Origin of the sequence: Hydrogenophaga sp. BPS33, from assembly GCF_009859475.1 — a bacterium.
Lineage (GTDB): Bacteria > Pseudomonadota > Gammaproteobacteria > Burkholderiales > Burkholderiaceae_C > Hydrogenophaga.
In genome coordinates this window covers 50130-66446 of record NZ_CP044549.1, presented here as the reverse complement: position 1 = coordinate 66446, position 16317 = coordinate 50130, and the positions used below count along the sequence as shown (strand labels likewise).

General features: G+C 64.9%; 14 protein-coding genes and 1 pseudogene. 2 read left to right on the top strand and 13 right to left on the bottom strand.

Annotated features, from left to right (window positions below; translation table 11 throughout):
- Positions 1-41: 41 nt before the first annotated feature.
- The 10 genes from glpD to F9K07_RS00220 all read right to left on the bottom strand — a co-directional run bounded on the left by glpD (position 42) and on the right by F9K07_RS00220 (position 10843).
- Complete coding sequence (glpD, locus tag F9K07_RS00265) at positions 42-1682, bottom strand: glycerol-3-phosphate dehydrogenase (RefSeq protein ID WP_159588242.1); 1641 nt, start codon at positions 1680-1682, stop codon at positions 42-44.
- Positions 1603-2310 (bottom strand): ABC transporter ATP-binding protein, encoded by a 708-nt coding sequence (locus F9K07_RS00260; protein ID WP_159588240.1) that lies wholly within the window; start codon positions 2308-2310, stop codon positions 1603-1605. The genes glpD and F9K07_RS00260 overlap by 80 nt, the downstream gene beginning before the upstream one ends.
- Complete coding sequence (locus F9K07_RS00255; RefSeq protein ID WP_159588238.1) at positions 2307-3026, bottom strand: ABC transporter ATP-binding protein; 720 nt, start codon at positions 3024-3026, stop codon at positions 2307-2309. The genes F9K07_RS00260 and F9K07_RS00255 overlap by 4 nt, the downstream gene beginning before the upstream one ends.
- On the bottom strand, positions 3023-4018 hold the full coding sequence (locus F9K07_RS00250; protein WP_159588236.1) for a branched-chain amino acid ABC transporter permease: 996 nt from the start codon (positions 4016-4018) through the stop codon (positions 3023-3025). The genes F9K07_RS00255 and F9K07_RS00250 overlap by 4 nt, the downstream gene beginning before the upstream one ends.
- Positions 4015-4893: a branched-chain amino acid ABC transporter permease gene (locus tag F9K07_RS00245; protein WP_159588234.1), complete on the bottom strand. Its 879-nt coding sequence runs from the start codon at positions 4891-4893 to the stop codon at positions 4015-4017. Before F9K07_RS00245 ends, F9K07_RS00250 begins: the two co-directional genes overlap by 4 nt.
- Positions 4894-4956: 63 nt before the next feature.
- Positions 4957-6213 carry an ABC transporter substrate-binding protein gene (locus F9K07_RS00240; protein WP_159588232.1) on the bottom strand — a complete coding sequence of 419 codons (1257 nt, stop codon included), beginning with the start codon at positions 6211-6213 and terminating at the stop codon, positions 4957-4959.
- A 37-nt stretch (positions 6214-6250) separates the two neighbouring features.
- Entirely contained in the window at positions 6251-7495 is a 1245-nt protein-coding gene (locus F9K07_RS00235) for a serine hydrolase domain-containing protein (RefSeq protein WP_159588230.1), read from the bottom strand.
- Positions 7496-7506: 11 nt separating this feature from the next.
- Entirely contained in the window at positions 7507-8439 is a 933-nt protein-coding gene (locus F9K07_RS00230; protein WP_159588228.1) for a phytanoyl-CoA dioxygenase family protein, read from the bottom strand.
- Positions 8440-8450: 11 nt separating this feature from the next.
- On the bottom strand, positions 8451-9989 hold the full coding sequence (locus tag F9K07_RS00225; protein WP_159588226.1) for a class I adenylate-forming enzyme family protein: 1539 nt from the start codon (positions 9987-9989) through the stop codon (positions 8451-8453).
- Positions 9986-10843: a phytanoyl-CoA dioxygenase family protein gene (locus tag F9K07_RS00220; RefSeq protein WP_236581756.1), complete on the bottom strand. Its 858-nt coding sequence runs from the start codon at positions 10841-10843 to the stop codon at positions 9986-9988. The genes F9K07_RS00225 and F9K07_RS00220 overlap by 4 nt, the downstream gene beginning before the upstream one ends.
- Positions 10844-10982: 139 nt before the next feature.
- Here F9K07_RS00220 and F9K07_RS00215 point away from each other — a divergent pair, with 139 nt between their 5' ends.
- Both F9K07_RS00215 and glpK read left to right on the top strand, forming a co-directional pair.
- Entirely contained in the window at positions 10983-11762 is a 780-nt protein-coding gene (locus tag F9K07_RS00215; RefSeq protein ID WP_159588224.1) for a DeoR/GlpR family DNA-binding transcription regulator, read from the top strand.
- A complete protein-coding gene (gene glpK, locus F9K07_RS00210) occupies positions 11759-13252 on the top strand; it encodes a glycerol kinase GlpK (protein ID WP_159588222.1) in 1494 nt (497 codons plus the stop codon). The genes F9K07_RS00215 and glpK overlap by 4 nt, the downstream gene beginning before the upstream one ends.
- A 404-nt stretch (positions 13253-13656) precedes the next feature.
- Here the strand turns inward: glpK and F9K07_RS31535 are convergent.
- The 3 genes and pseudogenes from F9K07_RS31535 to F9K07_RS00200 all read right to left on the bottom strand — a co-directional run.
- Positions 13657-13830, bottom strand: a pseudogene (locus F9K07_RS31535) (integrase core domain-containing protein); the annotation flags it as partial.
- 210 nt (positions 13831-14040) lie between these two features.
- Positions 14041-15366, bottom strand: coding sequence for an FAD-dependent oxidoreductase (locus F9K07_RS00205; RefSeq protein ID WP_159588220.1), 1326 nt, complete (start codon positions 15364-15366; stop codon positions 14041-14043).
- Positions 15363-16307 carry an ornithine cyclodeaminase family protein gene (locus F9K07_RS00200; protein ID WP_159588218.1) on the bottom strand — a complete coding sequence of 315 codons (945 nt, stop codon included), beginning with the start codon at positions 16305-16307 and terminating at the stop codon, positions 15363-15365. Before F9K07_RS00200 ends, F9K07_RS00205 begins: the two co-directional genes overlap by 4 nt.
- Between the last annotated feature and the right edge of the window lie 10 nt (positions 16308-16317).

Genomic DNA, 16317 nt, shown 5'->3' with positions numbered 1-16317 from the left:
TCGAGAAGGATGCCGGGACCGGTGAGCCTCTGAACCAAGCTTCAGGCCTTCGACATCCAATCTCCAACGCGCTCGCGCTGCGCCTGCGTCAGCCGCAATCCCAGCTTGGAGCGGCGCCACAGCACGTCTTCGCCGGTGCGTGCCCATTCCTCTTCGCGCAAGTACTGCAGCTCGCGCTCGAACAGGCCGGGCGCCACTTCCTCGCCCAAAGACGCGAGGCCGTTGGCGCCGGCCAGTACGCGGTGAATGCGTCCGCCATAGGCGTGCGCCATGCGTCGCGTCATCGCGGGTGGCAGCCAGTCGTGCTGCTGTTGCACCGTCTGCAGGAAGCTGGCAAAGCGTTCCTGCGGCATACCAGCATGTGCCGGATCGCTAGTGGCCGCTGACAGTTCGCCCCCCGCCAGAAAGGCCCCCGTCGTCCACGGTTTGCGGTGCTCACCCAACAAGGCACCCACGGCGTCGGCGGCATCTTCCGCCAGCTTGCGGAAGGTTGTGATCTTCCCGCCCCAGACCGACAGCAACGGCGCGCCTGCCGAGTCCTGCTCCAGAAGGTAGTCGCGCGTCACGGCAGAGGGATCGCCTGCCTCGTCGTCCAACAAGGGTCGAACGCCGGAAAAGCTCCAGACCACATCGCTGGTAGTAACCGGCCGCGCGAAATAGCGACTGGCTTGCGCGCAAAGGTAGTCAACCTCCGATGGACCGATGCGCACCGGCCCGGCTGCGGGCCCGTGCCATTCGACGTCGGTCGTGCCGATCAGCGTGAAATTGTCCTGGTAGGGGATCGCGAAGATGATGCGCTTGTCCGGGCTCTGGAAGATGTAGGCATGCTGGTGCGAGAACAGTCCCCTCACCACAATATGGCTGCCCTTGACCAGGCGCAGACGGCGCGTGGCAAACCGCTCGCCATTTCCTGGGCGGGCCACATCGCCCAGAAACGACGCAGCCCAGGGTCCAGCGGCGTTCACGAGCGCGCGGGCGCGCACCGTGCGCGGGCTGCCATTGGCGGCCTGTACCGTGACGTTCCAGCCCTTCGAATCGCGCTGGGCCACGGTGCAGCGTGTGCGCGTCAGAATGCGGGCGCCCCATGCCTGTGCATCGAGAGCGTTCAACACCACGAGCCGAGCATCGTCAACCCAGCCATCGGAGTAGACGAACCCTTTGCGAAATTCGGGCTTGAGCGGTTCGCCCGCAGGGTGTTGCCGAAGATCCACAGCGCGAGAACCCGGCAGCACCTCGCGCCGCGCAAGATTGTCGTACAGGAACAGCCCTGCGCGGATCATCCAGGCCGGTCTCATTGCGGGGTCGTGCGGCATCACGAAGCGCAGCGGCCACATGATGTGCGGTGCGCTGCGCAGCAGCACTTCCCGCTCCTGCAACGCCTTGCGCACCAGCGCAAATTCGCGATGCTCCAGGTAGCGCAGGCCCCCGTGGATCAGCTTGGTGGATGCCGAGGAGGTGTGCGCGGCGAGATCGTCCTGCTCGCACAGCACCACACGCCAGCCGCGCCCGGCAAGGTCACGGGCGATGCCGCAGCCATTGATGCCGCCACCTACCACCAGCACATCGCAGTCGGCCTCCCCCGATGGCTCTAGTGGGTGCAGCTCAGATCCCAAGGTAGGCCTGGCGCAAGCGCTCGTTGTCCAGCAGTTCGCTGCCGGTGCCGGCCAGCACGACCTCACCATGCTCGAGCACGTAGCCACGAGCAGACATCGAGAGCGAGCGGTGCACATCCTGCTCCACCAGCAGGATGGTGATGCCACGCGCGCTGATCGTCGGCAGCTTGCCGAAGATGTCCTTGACCATGATGGGTGCCAGGCCAATGGAAGGCTCGTCCAGCAGGAGCAGTTTCGGAGAGGTCATCAGGGCGCGACCGATCGCCAGCATCTGCTGCTCGCCACCGCTGAACGACCGCGCCAGCTGGCGCCGGCGCTCTTTGAGCCGGGGGAACATGCCGTAGATCCACTCCAGGTTCTCGCGGCTGCGGGCGGGGTCGCGCAGGATGTCCCCGCCAACCAGCAGGTTGTCTTCCACCTCCATGTGGCCGAACAGACGCCGCCCCTCCATCACCTGCGCCAGCCCGAGCCGCGCAATGGTGTGCGGCGGGAGCCCGTTGATGCGTTCACCCTGAAAGCGGATCTCGCCTTCCGTCAACGGCAGGGTGCCCATGATGGTGCGAATCAGCGTGGTCTTGCCAGCGCCATTGGCACCGACGATGCTGACGATTTCACCCTTGTCCACGGTCAGATCGACGCCGCGCAGCACCTGCACGTCGCCATAACCGGACGAAACGTTCTTCACTTCCAGCATCATGCCGCCTCTCCCCCCAGGTAAGCCGAGACGACCTGCGGGTCGTTGGCGACCTGGGCCGGTGCGCCGTCCGCGATTTTCTTGCCGTACTGGACCACCACGACGCGGTCCGACATGTTCATGATGGCTTTCATGTTGTGTTCAATCACAAGGATGCTGATGCCGGTATCGCGCAAGCGCAGCACAAGGTCCACCATCTCGGAGGTCTCGACGGTGGTAAGACCGGCCATGACCTCGTCCAGCATCAGGAGCTTGGGCCGCGTGGCCAGTGCCTTGGCCACTTCCAGCCGCTTGCGGCCCGAGAGTGTCAGGGTGTTGGCAATCTGCTCCTCACGGCCGGCCAGACCGACCTGACCCAGGACTTTCGTGGCGAGCGCGCGCGCCGCTGCAGGTTTGGACTCGTGCAGGAAGGCGCCGACCATGGCGTTCTCGACCACCGTCATCTCGCCAAAGGGCTTGACGATTTGAAAAGTCCGCACCAGTCCCGCGCGGCAGATGCGCGGTGGGTCGAAGCCGTCGACGCGTTGGCCGCGAAACAGGATCTGGCCGTCGGTGGGGGCAAGAAAGCCTGAGGCCATGGCAAACAGTGTGGTCTTGCCCGCACCGTTGGGGCCGATCAGGCCGGCGATCTCGCCCTCGGCCACCGAGAAGCTGACGTTGTCGATCGCGCGCAGGCCGCCGAAGCTCTTGCCCACGCCACGGAATTCGAGAAGGCTCATGGCGTGACCTCCTTCGCGCCCGGAACCGCGCGGCGGCGCCACAGTCTTCGCAGGATGGCCATCAGGCCCTGCGGCTCGTAGTGGATTACAAGCATCAGCAGCAGCCCGTACAGCATCATGTCCATGCCCACCATGCCGCCGGTCATCGCGCGCGCCAGCTCCTCACCCGGCAGCAACAACAACGCACCGAGCACCGGACCCCACAGCGTGCCGCGCCCGCCAATGATGCAGACCACAGCGATGACCACGCTCAGGTTGGCGCCAAATACTTTATCGGGACTGATGTACAGCACGAACTGAGCATAGAAGGTGCCGCCCAGCGCGGTCATGCCCGCGCTGATCATCGCGGCCATCAGCTTGTAGCGGGTCGTCGGGACGCCGAGCGCCAGCGCAGCCTCCTGGTCGTTGCGGACCGCCGCGAGGTAGTAGCCGAAACGGCTGCGCAGGATGCGGTGGTTGACGAACAGCGCCACGCCGGTGAACACCAGCGCGATGACGTAGTAGAACTCCTTGCGCGTGTGCTGGAACTGCCATGGTGCGTCGCGCAGCAGTGTGACCTCCATGCCGCGCGGCCCGCCGAGCAGCTGGTCGGCGTTTTCCACCAACGTCTTGAGCACCATGCTGGTGGCGATGGTGGCCAGCGCAAAGTAGGCGCCGCGCAGGTGCAGGCAGGACATGCCCACGATCACGGCGGCCCCGATGGCGAGGAGCGCGCCTCCCCACATGCCGATCCAGGGAGACACGCCCAGGTTGACGAACAGCCAGGTCGAGGTGTACGCACCAATGCCGAAATAGGCGGCATGCCCCAGCGAGAGCTGCCCTGCAATTCCGCCCAGCACGTTCCAGGACAGCGCCAGGTAGGCGTACAACAGTGTGATCACAGCGATCGACAGCAAGTACTGGCTGCCGCCGATAAGCGGTGCCAGGGCAAGGGCGGCGACGCCCACCCAGAGCCAGGGCCTGGAAAACGAAGAACGGGTTCCGGTCATCATTCGTTCTCCACGCCAAACAGCCCACGGGGCCGGAAGTACATGACGGCCAGGAACAGCAGGAAGATCAAGGCCTCGGCATAAGTCACCGGGATCAGCTGGCTGCCGACCGATTCAAGAATGCCGACGATGATGCCGCCCCAGAACGCGCCTGCGATCGAGCCAATACCACCCAACACGACGATCACGAAGGCGCGCATCCCGAAGATGTCGCCGACAAAGGGGTTGACGGGGTACAGCGACAACAGCAAGGCGCCCGCGACACCCAGCACGCCAAGGCCGATGGCAAAGGACAGCCGATAGATGCGCTGGCTGTCGATCCCCAACACGCTGGCGGCCTCACGGTCCTGCCCCGTTGCACGGATCGCCCGCCCCGTGGCGGTGTGCCGCATGAACAGCACCAGCGCCAGCGTGACGACGCCCGCAAGCAAACATCCGGCGATCTGCGGGTAGGTAAAGATCAGGTCCCCTGTGACAACGACCTCATTGGTCCAGGAGTGGGAAACAGAACGGCTGTCCGGTCCGAACACCAGCAAGGCGCCGTAGTCCATAAAGATCCACAGTCCAGTCGTGAAGATCAGCACGCCGATGGGCTCGCGGGAAGATTCCTTGCGGTAAATGCCGTCGATCAGCCAGCGCTGGCAGGCCCAGCCGACCACGAACAGCACGGCCGCCGTCACCGGCGCGGACGCCAGCGGATGCAGGCCCCACTGATTGCAGGCGAGCAGCGAGACATACATCGCCATCATCAGGAACGAGCCGTGCGCGAAGTTGATGATCTTCATCACGCCGAACTGCAGGCTCAGTCCTAGTGCGATCAGTCCATAGACGGCGCCGCTCGCGATGCCGCTCAACAGGGCCTGGAAATAGGTGTTCAAGGGAGATTCTCCGAAGGGAAAGGTGCGGCCGGCCGCGTGGGCGGCCGGCGACGGGGCTTTGGCTCAGGGCTTGTAGGCCTGCACCGGCCACACCAACTTGTAGGACTTGGACGCCAGAGCCTCGGGCCAGACGGTACGGTATTGGCCGTCTGCCGTGATCTGCTGCATGACGAAACGTTTGAGTGGGTTCTGACCCTTCTCGTTGATCACGATGTCATAGCCGATCAGCTTGTTCAGGTCGGTCCCGACGATCCGGGTCTTCGCCAGAGCGTCGCGGATTGCCTGCGGTTCGGCCTTGCCTGCGCGCTCCAGTGCATCCTTGACGACCCAGGCAGCGGCGTAAGCGCTGACGGACAACTCGTTGGGCTCGACCTTGTTCGTGGCGACAAATTCGTCCCAGAACTTCTTGGCGAACGGGGTTGTGATGGAAGACTCGTATCCAGCCCAGCCGTTCGTCGTGAAAACCTGCTTGGTGATGTCCTTGCCCGCCAACGGGATGAACTGGCTGTCAATCTGGCCTGCGGCGCTGCCAATGAAGCCCATGGCATTGACTTGCATCTGCGCCAAAAGCTTGTGCATCTGCACCGCGTCGGCGGCATAGGAGGTCACGGTCACGACGTCGGGCTTGCGGCCCTTGATCTTCAGCACCAGCGGGCGCAGGTCGGGCGAGTTCGGCGGGTAGCCTTCGTCGAGCACGATTTCCATGCCGGCAGCCTTGAACTTGGCGCGCAGCGTGTTGGCCATGTCCTGGCCCCAGTCGGTATTCTCATAGACCATGGCCACCGTCTTGGCGGCCTTGCCGGTGGCCTTGTTCGCGTAGATCACGAAGTCCGCCATGCTCTCGGCGTTGGCCGAGGCCGGCACTTGCGTCGGACGGAACACGTACTTGAAGCCGCGTTCGGTGATGTCGGCCTTGGCCGCGAGGTCCACCACCCATGGCACGCTGTACTTCTCGGCCACGGCGGTGGCCGGGAAGGTCACACCGCTCTGGAACGCGCCCAGCAGCACGGGCGTCTTCTCGCGCGTGATCAGCCGCTCGGTCTCCGTGATGGCAACCTTCGGGTCGCCGCGGGTGTCGACCTCGACCAGTTCAAGCTTGGCGCCCCCCATCGACTTGATGCCGCCCGACTCGTTGATGTGCTTGATCGCGAGGTGCGTGGCCCGCGACATGTCCTTGCCGATCGAGGCGGCAGCACTGCCCGACAGCGGAATCAGGTAACCAATGCGCACCGGGTCGGCCGCCAGGGCGGTACCCCAGCCCATTGCGGCGAGTGTGCCGGCCAGCCCGGCTTGCAGGATGAAGTTTTTGCGGTTGATCATGTTGTGAGTCTCCTGGTTGGGTGGAAAGTGCCGCGGGTCAGCGCGACGGGTCGGGATCGTGGAATTCGGTGCTGCCCAGAGCCACATGGACGGCGCGCACCAGGCGATCGGCGCGGGCGTTCAGAAGCACGCCCGCGCCCATGTGGTTCATCGTGTAGCCAAAGCCCAGCTTGAGCCGGGGTGAGGCGAATGCCAGTGAGCCGCCGGCGCCGGCATGGCCAAAGGCATCGCGGCCGAAGCGGGCGCTGTCGAGTGCCCGCGCTCGGTTGTCCATCTGGCGCATGAAGCCGCTCGCAAAGCGCGTGGGCACGCGCAGGCACACGTCCTCGTGCGTAGCAGAAGACACTTCGGTGGCGCGCGCCAGCGCGGTCGGACGCAACAGTCGGCCGTCGTCCATCGCCAGCACGCCATACAGACGAGCGAGCGAACGGGCGTTCGTGATGCCGCCGGCCGCGCCAATCTCGGCTGCATGGCCACGGCGCGCGTTGAAACCGCTCGGGCGCCAGCCGCCGGTGTTGCGGAAATACAGTGCGCTGACGCTGTCCGGCTCTTCGGCCAACGCGCGCTCGAACGCATTGCGCGGTTGTGCGGACGGCGACACTGGAATGATCGTGGCCACGCGCGGTTCGTGTTGCTCGGGCAGCCCGATCCAGAAATCCAGGTCCAGCGGTTCTGCGATTCGCGCACGGAAGAATTCGCCCAGCGAGACGCCGGCGACGCGTCGTACCACCTCGCCCACCAACCAGCCGAACGTCAGGCCGTGGTACCCCACGCGCGTGCCGGGGGCCCAGAACGGCGCCTCTCGCGCCAGGCGATCGGCCATTCCCTGCGGGTCGAACGCTGCGCCGTCGGGCAAGGGCTCGCGCAGCGCGGGCAATCCGGCGCTGTGGTCCAGCAACATGCGCACCGTGATGGCCTGCTTGCCATGTGCGGCGAACGAAGGCCAGTAATGGGCAACCGGTCGGTCCAGGTCCAGCATGCCAGCATCTGCCAGCAGGATGGCGCAGAGCGCGGTGGCCGGCTTCGTGTTGGAGAACACCACACCGATGGTGTCCTCACGCCAGGGCGTGCGAGACGGGAGGTCGGCAAAGCCGCCCCACAGATGCACCACGGACTGCCCCGCCGCCTCAACGGCGAACGAAGCACCGATCTCCACGTCGTGCTCGAAGTTCTGCACGAACGCGTCCAGCACGCCCTGGTAACCGGGATCGCAATGGCCTGAGATCCGCGCACCAGCAAGCTCTGGTCGGGCGATCGCGAGGTCGACGCGCTGCACTGCCATGGTGTCGCCGCTCAACGGGTACGCGGCGCGCGCGCGGCAAAGCCCAGCAGGTACCTGGCCTCGTTCGACAGCGTCGGGATCACCTCCGAAGGCAGGGAGGTGGTGAAATCCGCAAAGCCGCGAAGCCAGGACACGTTGTAGTTGCACAGGATCGCGCGGCGCTGCCGGTCGGTCGTATTCGGTCCGGAGCGGTGCCAGGTATTGGACAGCCAGATCGCTATCGAGCCCGCCGGCGCCGTGAGCGTGACCTCGCCGTCCAGAGGACCGCTGCCCCATGGTGGCGGCTTGCGCAGCTTGTGGCTGCGCGGCATCACGCGCGTTGCGCCGTTGTCGGGCGTGAAGTCGTCGAGCAGCCACACGTTTTGCAGCGTCAGCGGAAACTCGGGCAGCGGCTCGGGGATCTGGCCGAGCGGCGCATCCACGTGCCACGCGCCCCCGCCCGTGTGCGGGCCGATGCTGGTGGACTGAAAGTCGTGCAGGGTGCAGTCTTGACCCATCACGTGCCGCACCATGGGGAGCACCACAGGGTGTTCAATCAGGGGGATCAGCTCGGGTGCCTTGTTCAGCAAGTTCCACACGCGCTGCGACTGGTCGTCGTCGAAGAGCGTGGGCAGGTGCAGAAAGTTCTTGGAAACCTTGCCGATCGGCACTGGCCAGCGCGTGCCGGCGTTGTCGCGTCGGTACTGGTGTACGCGCGCCACCATGCGCTCGGCCTCGGCCTCGCTCACGGTGTAGTGCTTCTTGTAGTAGGCGCGGATTTCGTCGTCATCCTCGTGGCGCTCGTCGTCCAGTGGCAGGGGATGGGCCAGCTCGTGTTCCATCTGTTTCTCGACCGCCTTGCGCGCTTGCGCCAGCTGATCGGCGTCCAGCACGTTCTCGATCACCGCATAGCCTTCCTCGGCCAGCTGGTGCTTCAGTTTGTCGATGTCGAGGTCCTTGACCATCGTTGTTCCTTTCAGGGTGTTGCAAAGGCCGGCATGTCGCCGAGCCCGACTGGGGTGAGCTGGTTGCGGGCAAGCTTGCCCACACCAGTGCGAGGCAAGTGCTGGGTCACACCGATGCGGCGCGGCACCTTGTAGTGGGCGAGGCGGGCCGCGCAGTGGTCGCGCAAGGCCTGCGGCTGCGGAACGTGTCCGGTCGCCGCCGTCACCCACACGTGCACCACCTGCCCGAGTCGTTCGTCGGGCACGGCAAAAGCTGCGCACTCGGCCACCGCCTCGCATTCGCGCAGCGTCTGCTCGACCTCCAGGGGATACACCTTGAAGCCGCCGACGTTGATGGCCTCGCTCAGGCGGCCCTGAATGTAGACAAAGCCGTCTTCGTCCAGCCGCGCGAGGTCGCCGGTGTGCAACCAGCCTGCGCGAAGAACCTCGGCCGTGAGATCCGGGCGCTTGCGATAGCCGGCCATGACGTGCGGTCCGCGCACACAGATCTCGCCAATGTCGCCACGTGGAACTTCCATGCCGGCGCTGTCGAGCAGTCGCATCTCGCCGCCGGGCACGGGCAATCCGACCGATCCGGGCTTGCACGGCAGGTGCACGGGGTTGTAGGTGAGGCAGGGGCCGCCCTCGCTCTGGCCATAGCCTTCGTGAATCGGGCAGCCCGTGATGCGCTCGAATTGCTCGAGGGTCCGCGCAGGCAACGGCGCAGCGCCGGAGTAGCAGGCGCGCAACGAGCCCCTGGCCACGCGCGGGAGGTCACTCTGTTGCAGCAGGTCGTGGAAGATCGCGGGCGCGCCCGACATCAGCGTGATGCCCTCGTCGGACAGAGCGTCGACCGCGGCCCGAGCATCGAAACGACGGTGGATCACCAGCTCGCCTGCTGCAAACACCGACAGATGCAGGCACATGGCCACCGCCGAAACATGGAACAGCGGCATGGCACACAGCATCACTTCCTGGCCACGGCGCGTGGGCAGCCAGGCTTCGCGCTGCACCAGATTGAAGGCGAGCTGGCGGTGCAGGATGTCGACGCCTTTGGCCCGGCCCGTTGTGCCGCCAGTGAACTGCAAGGTGGCGAGATCTTCGTGCGCGGGCAGCGCCTCGGGCAACGCGCGGGGCGCCCCGCGCAGGCGCAACAACGTCTTGCCATCGCCCAGTCGAGCCACAGGCGCGGGGCAGAGCGCTGCCGCATCGGCGCGCGCGCTGTCGTCGACGAGCACCAGGCAGGGTTCGGCATCTTCCAGCATGGCCGCCAGTTCGCGCTCACCATAGGCCGGGTTCAGCGCGACCACCTGCGCGCGTAGGGCATGCACGGCAAAGGTGGCGATCGCGAGGTCCAGCGAGTTCTGCATCAGCAACGCCACTCTTGAGCCTGCGGCGACGCGATCCTGCAACTCGTGCGCGAACGCGCCGACCAGCCCCGCGTACTCGGCATACCGCAGCCGCTCACCCTCAAAGCGCACGGCCCAGAGCTCGGGGTGCTGTGCCGCCGCGTCGCGCAGCAGATGAACCACGGAAGCCGGGACGTCGGCTATCTGCAAGTGTCGCGTCATGGCTGCGAAGGGGGGGTGGCCGCCTTGCGCTTGAGCTTCAGATCGGTGGCCTCCCAGACGGTGGGTTTGCCCGCCTGGCCCAACAGCTCGATCGGATCGCGGTTGTCGATGTGACCGTACTGACCCTTGTAAATACTGAAGCCACACAGCTCCTGGAGCCGACGCGGGAAGCGCGCAGCCGTCTCGCGCGGAATGCCCAGCTGCAGGTTCTCCTGCTGACGCATCCAGCCCATGCAGTAATAGCAAGACAGCGCATAGCGACGCGCCTCGGTCGTGTTCGCGCCGCCCTTGTGCCAAAGCGCGCTGTCAAACAGCATCACGCTGCCAGCGGACATGGTGGCGGCCACTGTCTTTACCTCGGCTCCGTAGGGCGGTGAGTGGTCGAGCTTGTGGCTGCCCGGCACGATGAGCGTGGCGCCGTTGGCCTCGGTGAAATCGCTCAAAGCCCACATGGCATTCAGCGCCAATGGCGGCCGTGGACGCGCCAGCGGCAGCTGCTGCGTGTCCTCGTGTAGCGGCTGGGCCTCCTGCCCCGGCCCCAGCGTCAGCGAACAAAGCGAGGACAGCAACAGCTCCTTGTCCAGCAACGCTTCCACCAGTGCGAGCACGGCGGGCTGCAGCGGCACACCCCAGAAGCGCTCGTCCAGCGCCAGCAAATTGTTGATGCGAACCGTCCTGAGACCCTCGAACGTGGTCTTGGCGTACCCGAAACCATGACGTTCTTCCACGTCAAGCAGCGCGGCCTTCAGCTCGTCAACCTGTTCGGGCGCGATGAGGTCGCGCAAGACGACATAGCCATCGCGGGCGAAGTCCTGCTGCCAGGTGGCCAGTTGTGCGGCGGGTACGGGTTCCACGTTTGTCTCCAGGTCAAGCTCGCATAAACGCTGCGATGTGATGATTGATTATGATTGTTTGAATTCCTTTTATAGGCCGTTTGACCCTATAGATAACCCTAATATTTGTTCGTTTATTTTCGTTTTATGCTGCTGGCCCATGAGTACGAACCCGCGCCTGGATGAGTTGGTCATGGAGGTCAGGCGCCAGGGCGCCATGACCGTGGAAGCCTTGGCCGACCGCCTCGGCGTGACGCTACAGACAGTGCGTCGCGACGTGAAGCATCTGTCCGAGGCGGGGCTGCTCACGCGCTACCACGGCGGCGTGCGCATGCCAGGTTCCACCACCGAGAACATCGCCTACCGCCAGCGCCAGTTGCTCAACGAAGGCGCCAAGCAAGCCATAGCGAAGGAAGTGGCCCGCGCGGTGCCTGAGGGGTGCTCACTGATCCTCAATATCGGCACCACCACCGAAGCCGTGGCGCGCGAGTTGTTGCGTCACCGGGGCCTGCGCGTGATCACCAACAACCTGAATGTCGCCGCCATCCTCTCGGACAACCCCGACTGTGAGGTCATCGTGGCCGGCGGCGTGGTGCGTTCGCGCGATCACGGCATCGTCGGCGAGACGGCGGTGGACTTCATCCGCCAGTTCCGCGTCGACATCGGCCTGATCGGCGTTTCCGGCATCGAGCAGGACGGCACGCTGCGCGACTTCGATCTGCGCGAGGTGAAGGTCGCGCAATCCATCATTGGCCAGTCTCGGGAGGTGTGGCTGGTGGCCGATCACAGCAAGTTCGACCGTCGCGCCATGGTGGAGCTGGCCCGACTCGACCAGATCGATATTCTTTTCACCGACAGACAGCCACCCATGCCCTACGCCTGCCTGCTCGAAGAGGCAGGGGTACGCTGCGCCATTGCCCTCCAGACACCACAGACATGAGCTACCTGCTCGCGCTCGACCAGGGCACCTCCAGTTCTCGCAGCATCGTGTTCGACCGCGAAGGGCACATTGTGTCCATGGCGCAGCGCGAGCTGCCGCAGATCTATCCACGACCAGGCTGGGTCGAGCACGACCCTCTGGAAATCTGGAACGGCCAGTTGGCGACAGCGCGCGAGGCACTGGCTCGGGCGGGTGCCGCAGCAGACGCCGTGCAGGCCATCGGCATCACGAACCAGCGCGAGACCACCCTCGTGTGGAACCGGCGCACCGGCCGACCGGTGCACAACGCCATCGTCTGGCAGGACCGCCGTTCCGAGCCGCTGTGCGCCCGACTGCGCGAACAGGGACTGGCGCAGACCATCCGTGCGAAGACGGGGCTGGTGATCGATGCTTACTTTTCCGCAACCAAGCTGCGCTGGCTGCTCGATGAGGTGCCCGGGGTGCGCGAAGCGGCCGAGCGCGGCGAGTTGGCCTTCGGCACCGTCGACAGCTGGCTGATCTGGCAGCTCACAGGGGGTCGCGTGCACGCGACCGACGTCAGCAACGCATCGCGGACCATGCTGTTCGACGTGCACCGCAACGCCTGGGACGAGGAACTGCTGCGCCTGCTGGACATCCCGGCTTCCGTGCTGCCGCGCGTGGAGCCCTCCAGCAGCCGGTTCGCCGAAACCGACCGTGCCTTGCTCGGGCGAGCGCTGCCGATTGGAGGCGTCGCTGGCGACCAGCAGGCCGCGCTGTTTGGCCAGGCCTGTTTCACGGCCGGTATGGCAAAGAACACCTACGGGACAGGCTGCTTCCTTCTAATGCACACGGGCGAGCGCTTCCAGCCATCGGGCAATGGCCTGGTGGTCACCAGCGCCGCGCAGACCACGGTCACACCGCAATTCGCAATGGAAGGCAGCGTCTTTGTGGGTGGCGCTGTCGTGCAGTGGCTGCGCGACGGGCTCAAGGCGATTGAGGGCAGCGCGCAAGTCCAGGCGCTGGCCGAGAGCGTGCCCGATGCCGGTGGCGTGATGGTCGTGCCGGCATTCACCGGACTGGGAGCGCCCTACTGGAACGCCGACGCGCGCGGCACCATCACAGGCTTGACGCGTGGCACCACGCTGGCCCACATCGCGCGTGCGTCCCTGGAGAGCATCGCCTTCCAGAGCGCAGCGCTGCTGTCGGCCATGAGCCGCGACGTGCAAGCCACGGGCGGAACGCCGGTGGCCGAACTGCGTGTGGATGGTGGCGCGGCAGTGAACGACCTGCTGATGCAGTTCCAGGCCGACCTGCTGGGTATCCCGGTGGTGCGGCCAGCCGTCACGGAAACCACCGCGCTGGGTGCGGCCTACCTCGCGGGCCTGGCCTGCGGCGTTTACCACGGCACAGCCGACCTGAGCGCCCAATGGCGCGCCGAGCGTCGCTTCGAGCCCTCGATCGACAGGGCACGCGCCGAAGAAGCGATGGCACGTTGGGAGCGGGCGGTGCGCCAGACTGTGCAAAGCTGAAGACCCACGCTGAATGCAGTGCTCCACAGCCAGCGGTGCCACTCTCAAGTGGGCTCCACTGCGGCTTGCTGAGAGCCTACCGCATGAGCGGCTCTACGCCACTTAGGTTGCTTTCCTGCAAAGACCAATCCAGTCTGCGCCGTCCCTGCTTTCGCGTCGACTCAGACGATGAACATAGCCGAATACGGCGCGGCCAAAGAGCGCATCGCGATGAACTGCAAAAACGCCAAGAAGTCTTGCACGCCTTGAAGAGCAACGCGAAGGGCGTCTGCGAGGCCGATGCCACGGAAAAGGTGTCCTGGACTTGTCCACCGTGTAGAACGTGGCTGATTCGATTCGATGCTGGCAGTGGCCGTCTCTGTCGTCATCCGCCACCGACTGAAGGTGTTTCCGATAGGGGTGATGTGAAGAGTCAAGAGATTGTTTCCTGAAGAGCTGAGTCTGGACATGGGAGCGAAGCCGCCGATGCCACTGTGGGTACGGTGCCAGTTGTAGTGGTGCTGCCAGCTGGCCAGGGCCTGCGTGCGCTCGCCCGAGTTCTGGTAAGTCCAGCCGTAGGCCCACTCGCGCAGACCTGCGGCGGACCACCCATTTGGCACTAGGTCTTGTGAGCCATTGATTTCGCCAAGACGCCAGAGTGCCCTTCTCACAGCGCATAAAACGTCGGTGTCAAGGTCGTCTATGCAGGGGGCTGCAGCAGATTGGCGTGGGACTGTGCGCGTCTGGTTTGGGGGTGGGAAGCGGAACTTCGGGAGTGACGGTCGTGGTCTATTTGGCCAAAATCGATGTCACTGAATCCTTGATGACGAACTCGGGCTGACTGGCATGTCGGCGGCCTCGATCGCGCCTGGCACACTTGCGTCTTCTGCCGCCCGCCGGATGTTGCCAGTCATCTTGATCGTGGGGTATTCAAGAATTGAATGCGCGATGCTTGTGGCGCTACCAGCCGCTAGTGTGAAGCCCAGCGCCCCATGGCCCACGTTGAGGAACACGTTGCTCTCGCGCCAGCGGCCAACGACGGGCACTGACGTGGGCGTGGCGGGTCGCAGGCCAGCCCACACGGTTGGAGCATCCAAGTCGCATAGGCCGGGGAAGGTCTGTGCAACAGCAGCCACCATGGTGTTTACGCGGTCTGCGGGCACGTCGAGCCCGCTTGCCCCCACCTCAGCCATGGCGGCGACGCGAAGGTTGGTACCCAACGGTGCAAACACCGTTTTGCGACCAAGATCTGTCACGCTAGCGCGGGGCTTCAGGGCGCCTACACGAAACGGCACGGTGATGCTGTATCCCTTAATGGGGTAGATGGGTAGGTAGATGCCCAACTGCGCGGCAAGTGACACAACGCGAGGGCCCGTAGCCAGCACAAAAGCATCGGCCGTGATCTCGCCCTGGTCCGTCACCACCGCACTAACACGCCCCCCATGTCTAACGAACGTCCGCGCCTGCACACCCATGGATACCGACCCACCGCGCGATCGGATGCTGGCCACCAAGTCCACGCACAGCCGATGCGGGTCACCGATGCACTCATCGCTCGTCCAGACACCACCGGCCCATTTCATCGCTGGCGCGAATTGAAGGGCCGGTTCCTTTTCCAGGCATTCGCGCGGACCAAGCACTTCTTGTTGGCACCCCATCGCGGCCTGCAAGGCCACTTGACGTTCCTGCAGGCGCAGCGACTCAAGCGAGGGGCATAGCACCAGCTTGCCATTCTCCTCAAAGTCGAAGGACCACGCCTCCTCGGCCATCCAACGCGCCAGAGTTGCCCGACTGGACCGCGCCATCTCCAACAGTTGCGCCGTGCCCTGTAGTGACTGCTTCGCCGAACAGGCTCGCAAAAACTGCAGGCCCCAGGCCCACTGCCGCCAATCCCAGCGCGGTTGGAAACGCACAGCCGAGCCAGACGAGAACAGCATCTTGGGCAGACCGCGCAGCGTGGCAGGAGAAGCAAAAGGCTCCACATAGCTGTAGCTCAGCTGCGCGCCGTTGGCATAGCTGGTACCCAGCCCGGGCGCCTGCTCTGCGTCGAGCAAATGTACTTCCTGGCCCTGGCGCGCGAGTTCGTAGGCCGTGGCGCAGCCGATTACACCCGCGCCAATCACGCAAACCTTCATGGCAGTGCACGCTCCAGGACGGCATCTCGCTCCATGTTGCGCGACACAGCGAGCTGCGCCACCACTACATCGGCCAAGCCGAGACCCACGGACTTGAACACCGTGATGGCTGGTCCAGCAGTCCGCCACGGAGCATCGCCTGCGAAAAGCTGTGGCAGATCCACAAAAGGCGAACGACTGGTGCGCCCCTCCCAAAGAACCACTTCTCCGGCCTCGGCTAGGCTTTGGGGTTGCCATTCCAAAATGATCCGGCTTGCGCGGTCCATCGTCGAATCGTCCAACTCACGGCCTTTGGGCGAGCTTGTGCCCATAGCCGCAACAAAGGCGTCGTCCTTGAGCCACGCTCCATCGAACACAGGCGTGACGGAGCGTGTGGCCGTGACAACGATGTCGGCTCCAGTCACGGCAGCCTGGGGCGTGGTGAAGGCTGCCGAGCAACCTGACTTGTTGGTTAGCGCTTGCGCCCAGGCACGGTCTCCAGCGGGGTCTACCAGTGCGATCTCCTCGAAGTCAAACCAGTCGCTCAGCGCTTCGGCCTGCGCGCGGCCTTGCAAGCCAGCGCCAAACACCGCCAACTTGCGCGGGCGCACAGGGCCGGCCTTGGACGCCACCAGGACCGTGATGGCCGCTGTACGCAGCCGTGTGATCTCGTTGCCGTCAAGCACAGCGAGGGGCCGATTTGTCTCCAAATCAAAGAGCAGGATGGAAAAACTGAACTGCCCTCGTACAGTGGGATACACCTTCACCCCAGCAACGCCTCGCTCGGCCCACACCGCCCCCATCGTGCTCAGACGCAGGTCACGGCAATCGGTACGCTGGCGGCGGTGTACGGCAGCGCCACCCGATGCCAAGCTGGAGAACGCCTCGCCAAGTGCTGCGGCCACCGTACGGAAATCAAGCAACTCGGCCACTTGCCGGTCGCTGATAAATGGAATGCTCATGCGAACAACT

Bases quoted from the DNA above. Each gene is read 5' to 3' on its own strand.
- glpD (WP_159588242.1), bottom strand. From the start codon at position 1,682: ATGGTGAGGTCGTGCTGGCCGGCACCGGCAGCGAACTGCTGGACAACG.
- F9K07_RS00260 (WP_159588240.1), bottom strand. From the start codon at position 2,310: ATGATGCTGGAAGTGAAGAACGTTTCGTCCGGTTATGGCGACGTGCAG.
- F9K07_RS00255 (WP_159588238.1), bottom strand. From the start codon at position 3,026: ATGAGCCTTCTCGAATTCCGTGGCGTGGGCAAGAGCTTCGGCGGCCTG.
- F9K07_RS00250 (WP_159588236.1), bottom strand. From the start codon at position 4,018: ATGATGACCGGAACCCGTTCTTCGTTTTCCAGGCCCTGGCTCTGGGTG.
- F9K07_RS00240 (WP_159588232.1), bottom strand. From the start codon at position 6,213: ATGATCAACCGCAAAAACTTCATCCTGCAAGCCGGGCTGGCCGGCACA.
- F9K07_RS00235 (WP_159588230.1), bottom strand. From the start codon at position 7,495: ATGGCAGTGCAGCGCGTCGACCTCGCGATCGCCCGACCAGAGCTTGCT.
- F9K07_RS00230 (WP_159588228.1), bottom strand. From the start codon at position 8,439: ATGGTCAAGGACCTCGACATCGACAAACTGAAGCACCAGCTGGCCGAG.
- F9K07_RS00225 (WP_159588226.1), bottom strand. From the start codon at position 9,989: ATGACGCGACACTTGCAGATAGCCGACGTCCCGGCTTCCGTGGTTCAT.
- F9K07_RS00215 (WP_159588224.1), top strand. From the start codon at position 10,983: ATGAGTACGAACCCGCGCCTGGATGAGTTGGTCATGGAGGTCAGGCGC.
- glpK (WP_159588222.1), top strand. From the start codon at position 11,759: ATGAGCTACCTGCTCGCGCTCGACCAGGGCACCTCCAGTTCTCGCAGC.
- F9K07_RS00205 (WP_159588220.1), bottom strand. From the start codon at position 15,366: ATGAAGGTTTGCGTGATTGGCGCGGGTGTAATCGGCTGCGCCACGGCC.
- F9K07_RS00200 (WP_159588218.1), bottom strand. From the start codon at position 16,307: ATGAGCATTCCATTTATCAGCGACCGGCAAGTGGCCGAGTTGCTTGAT.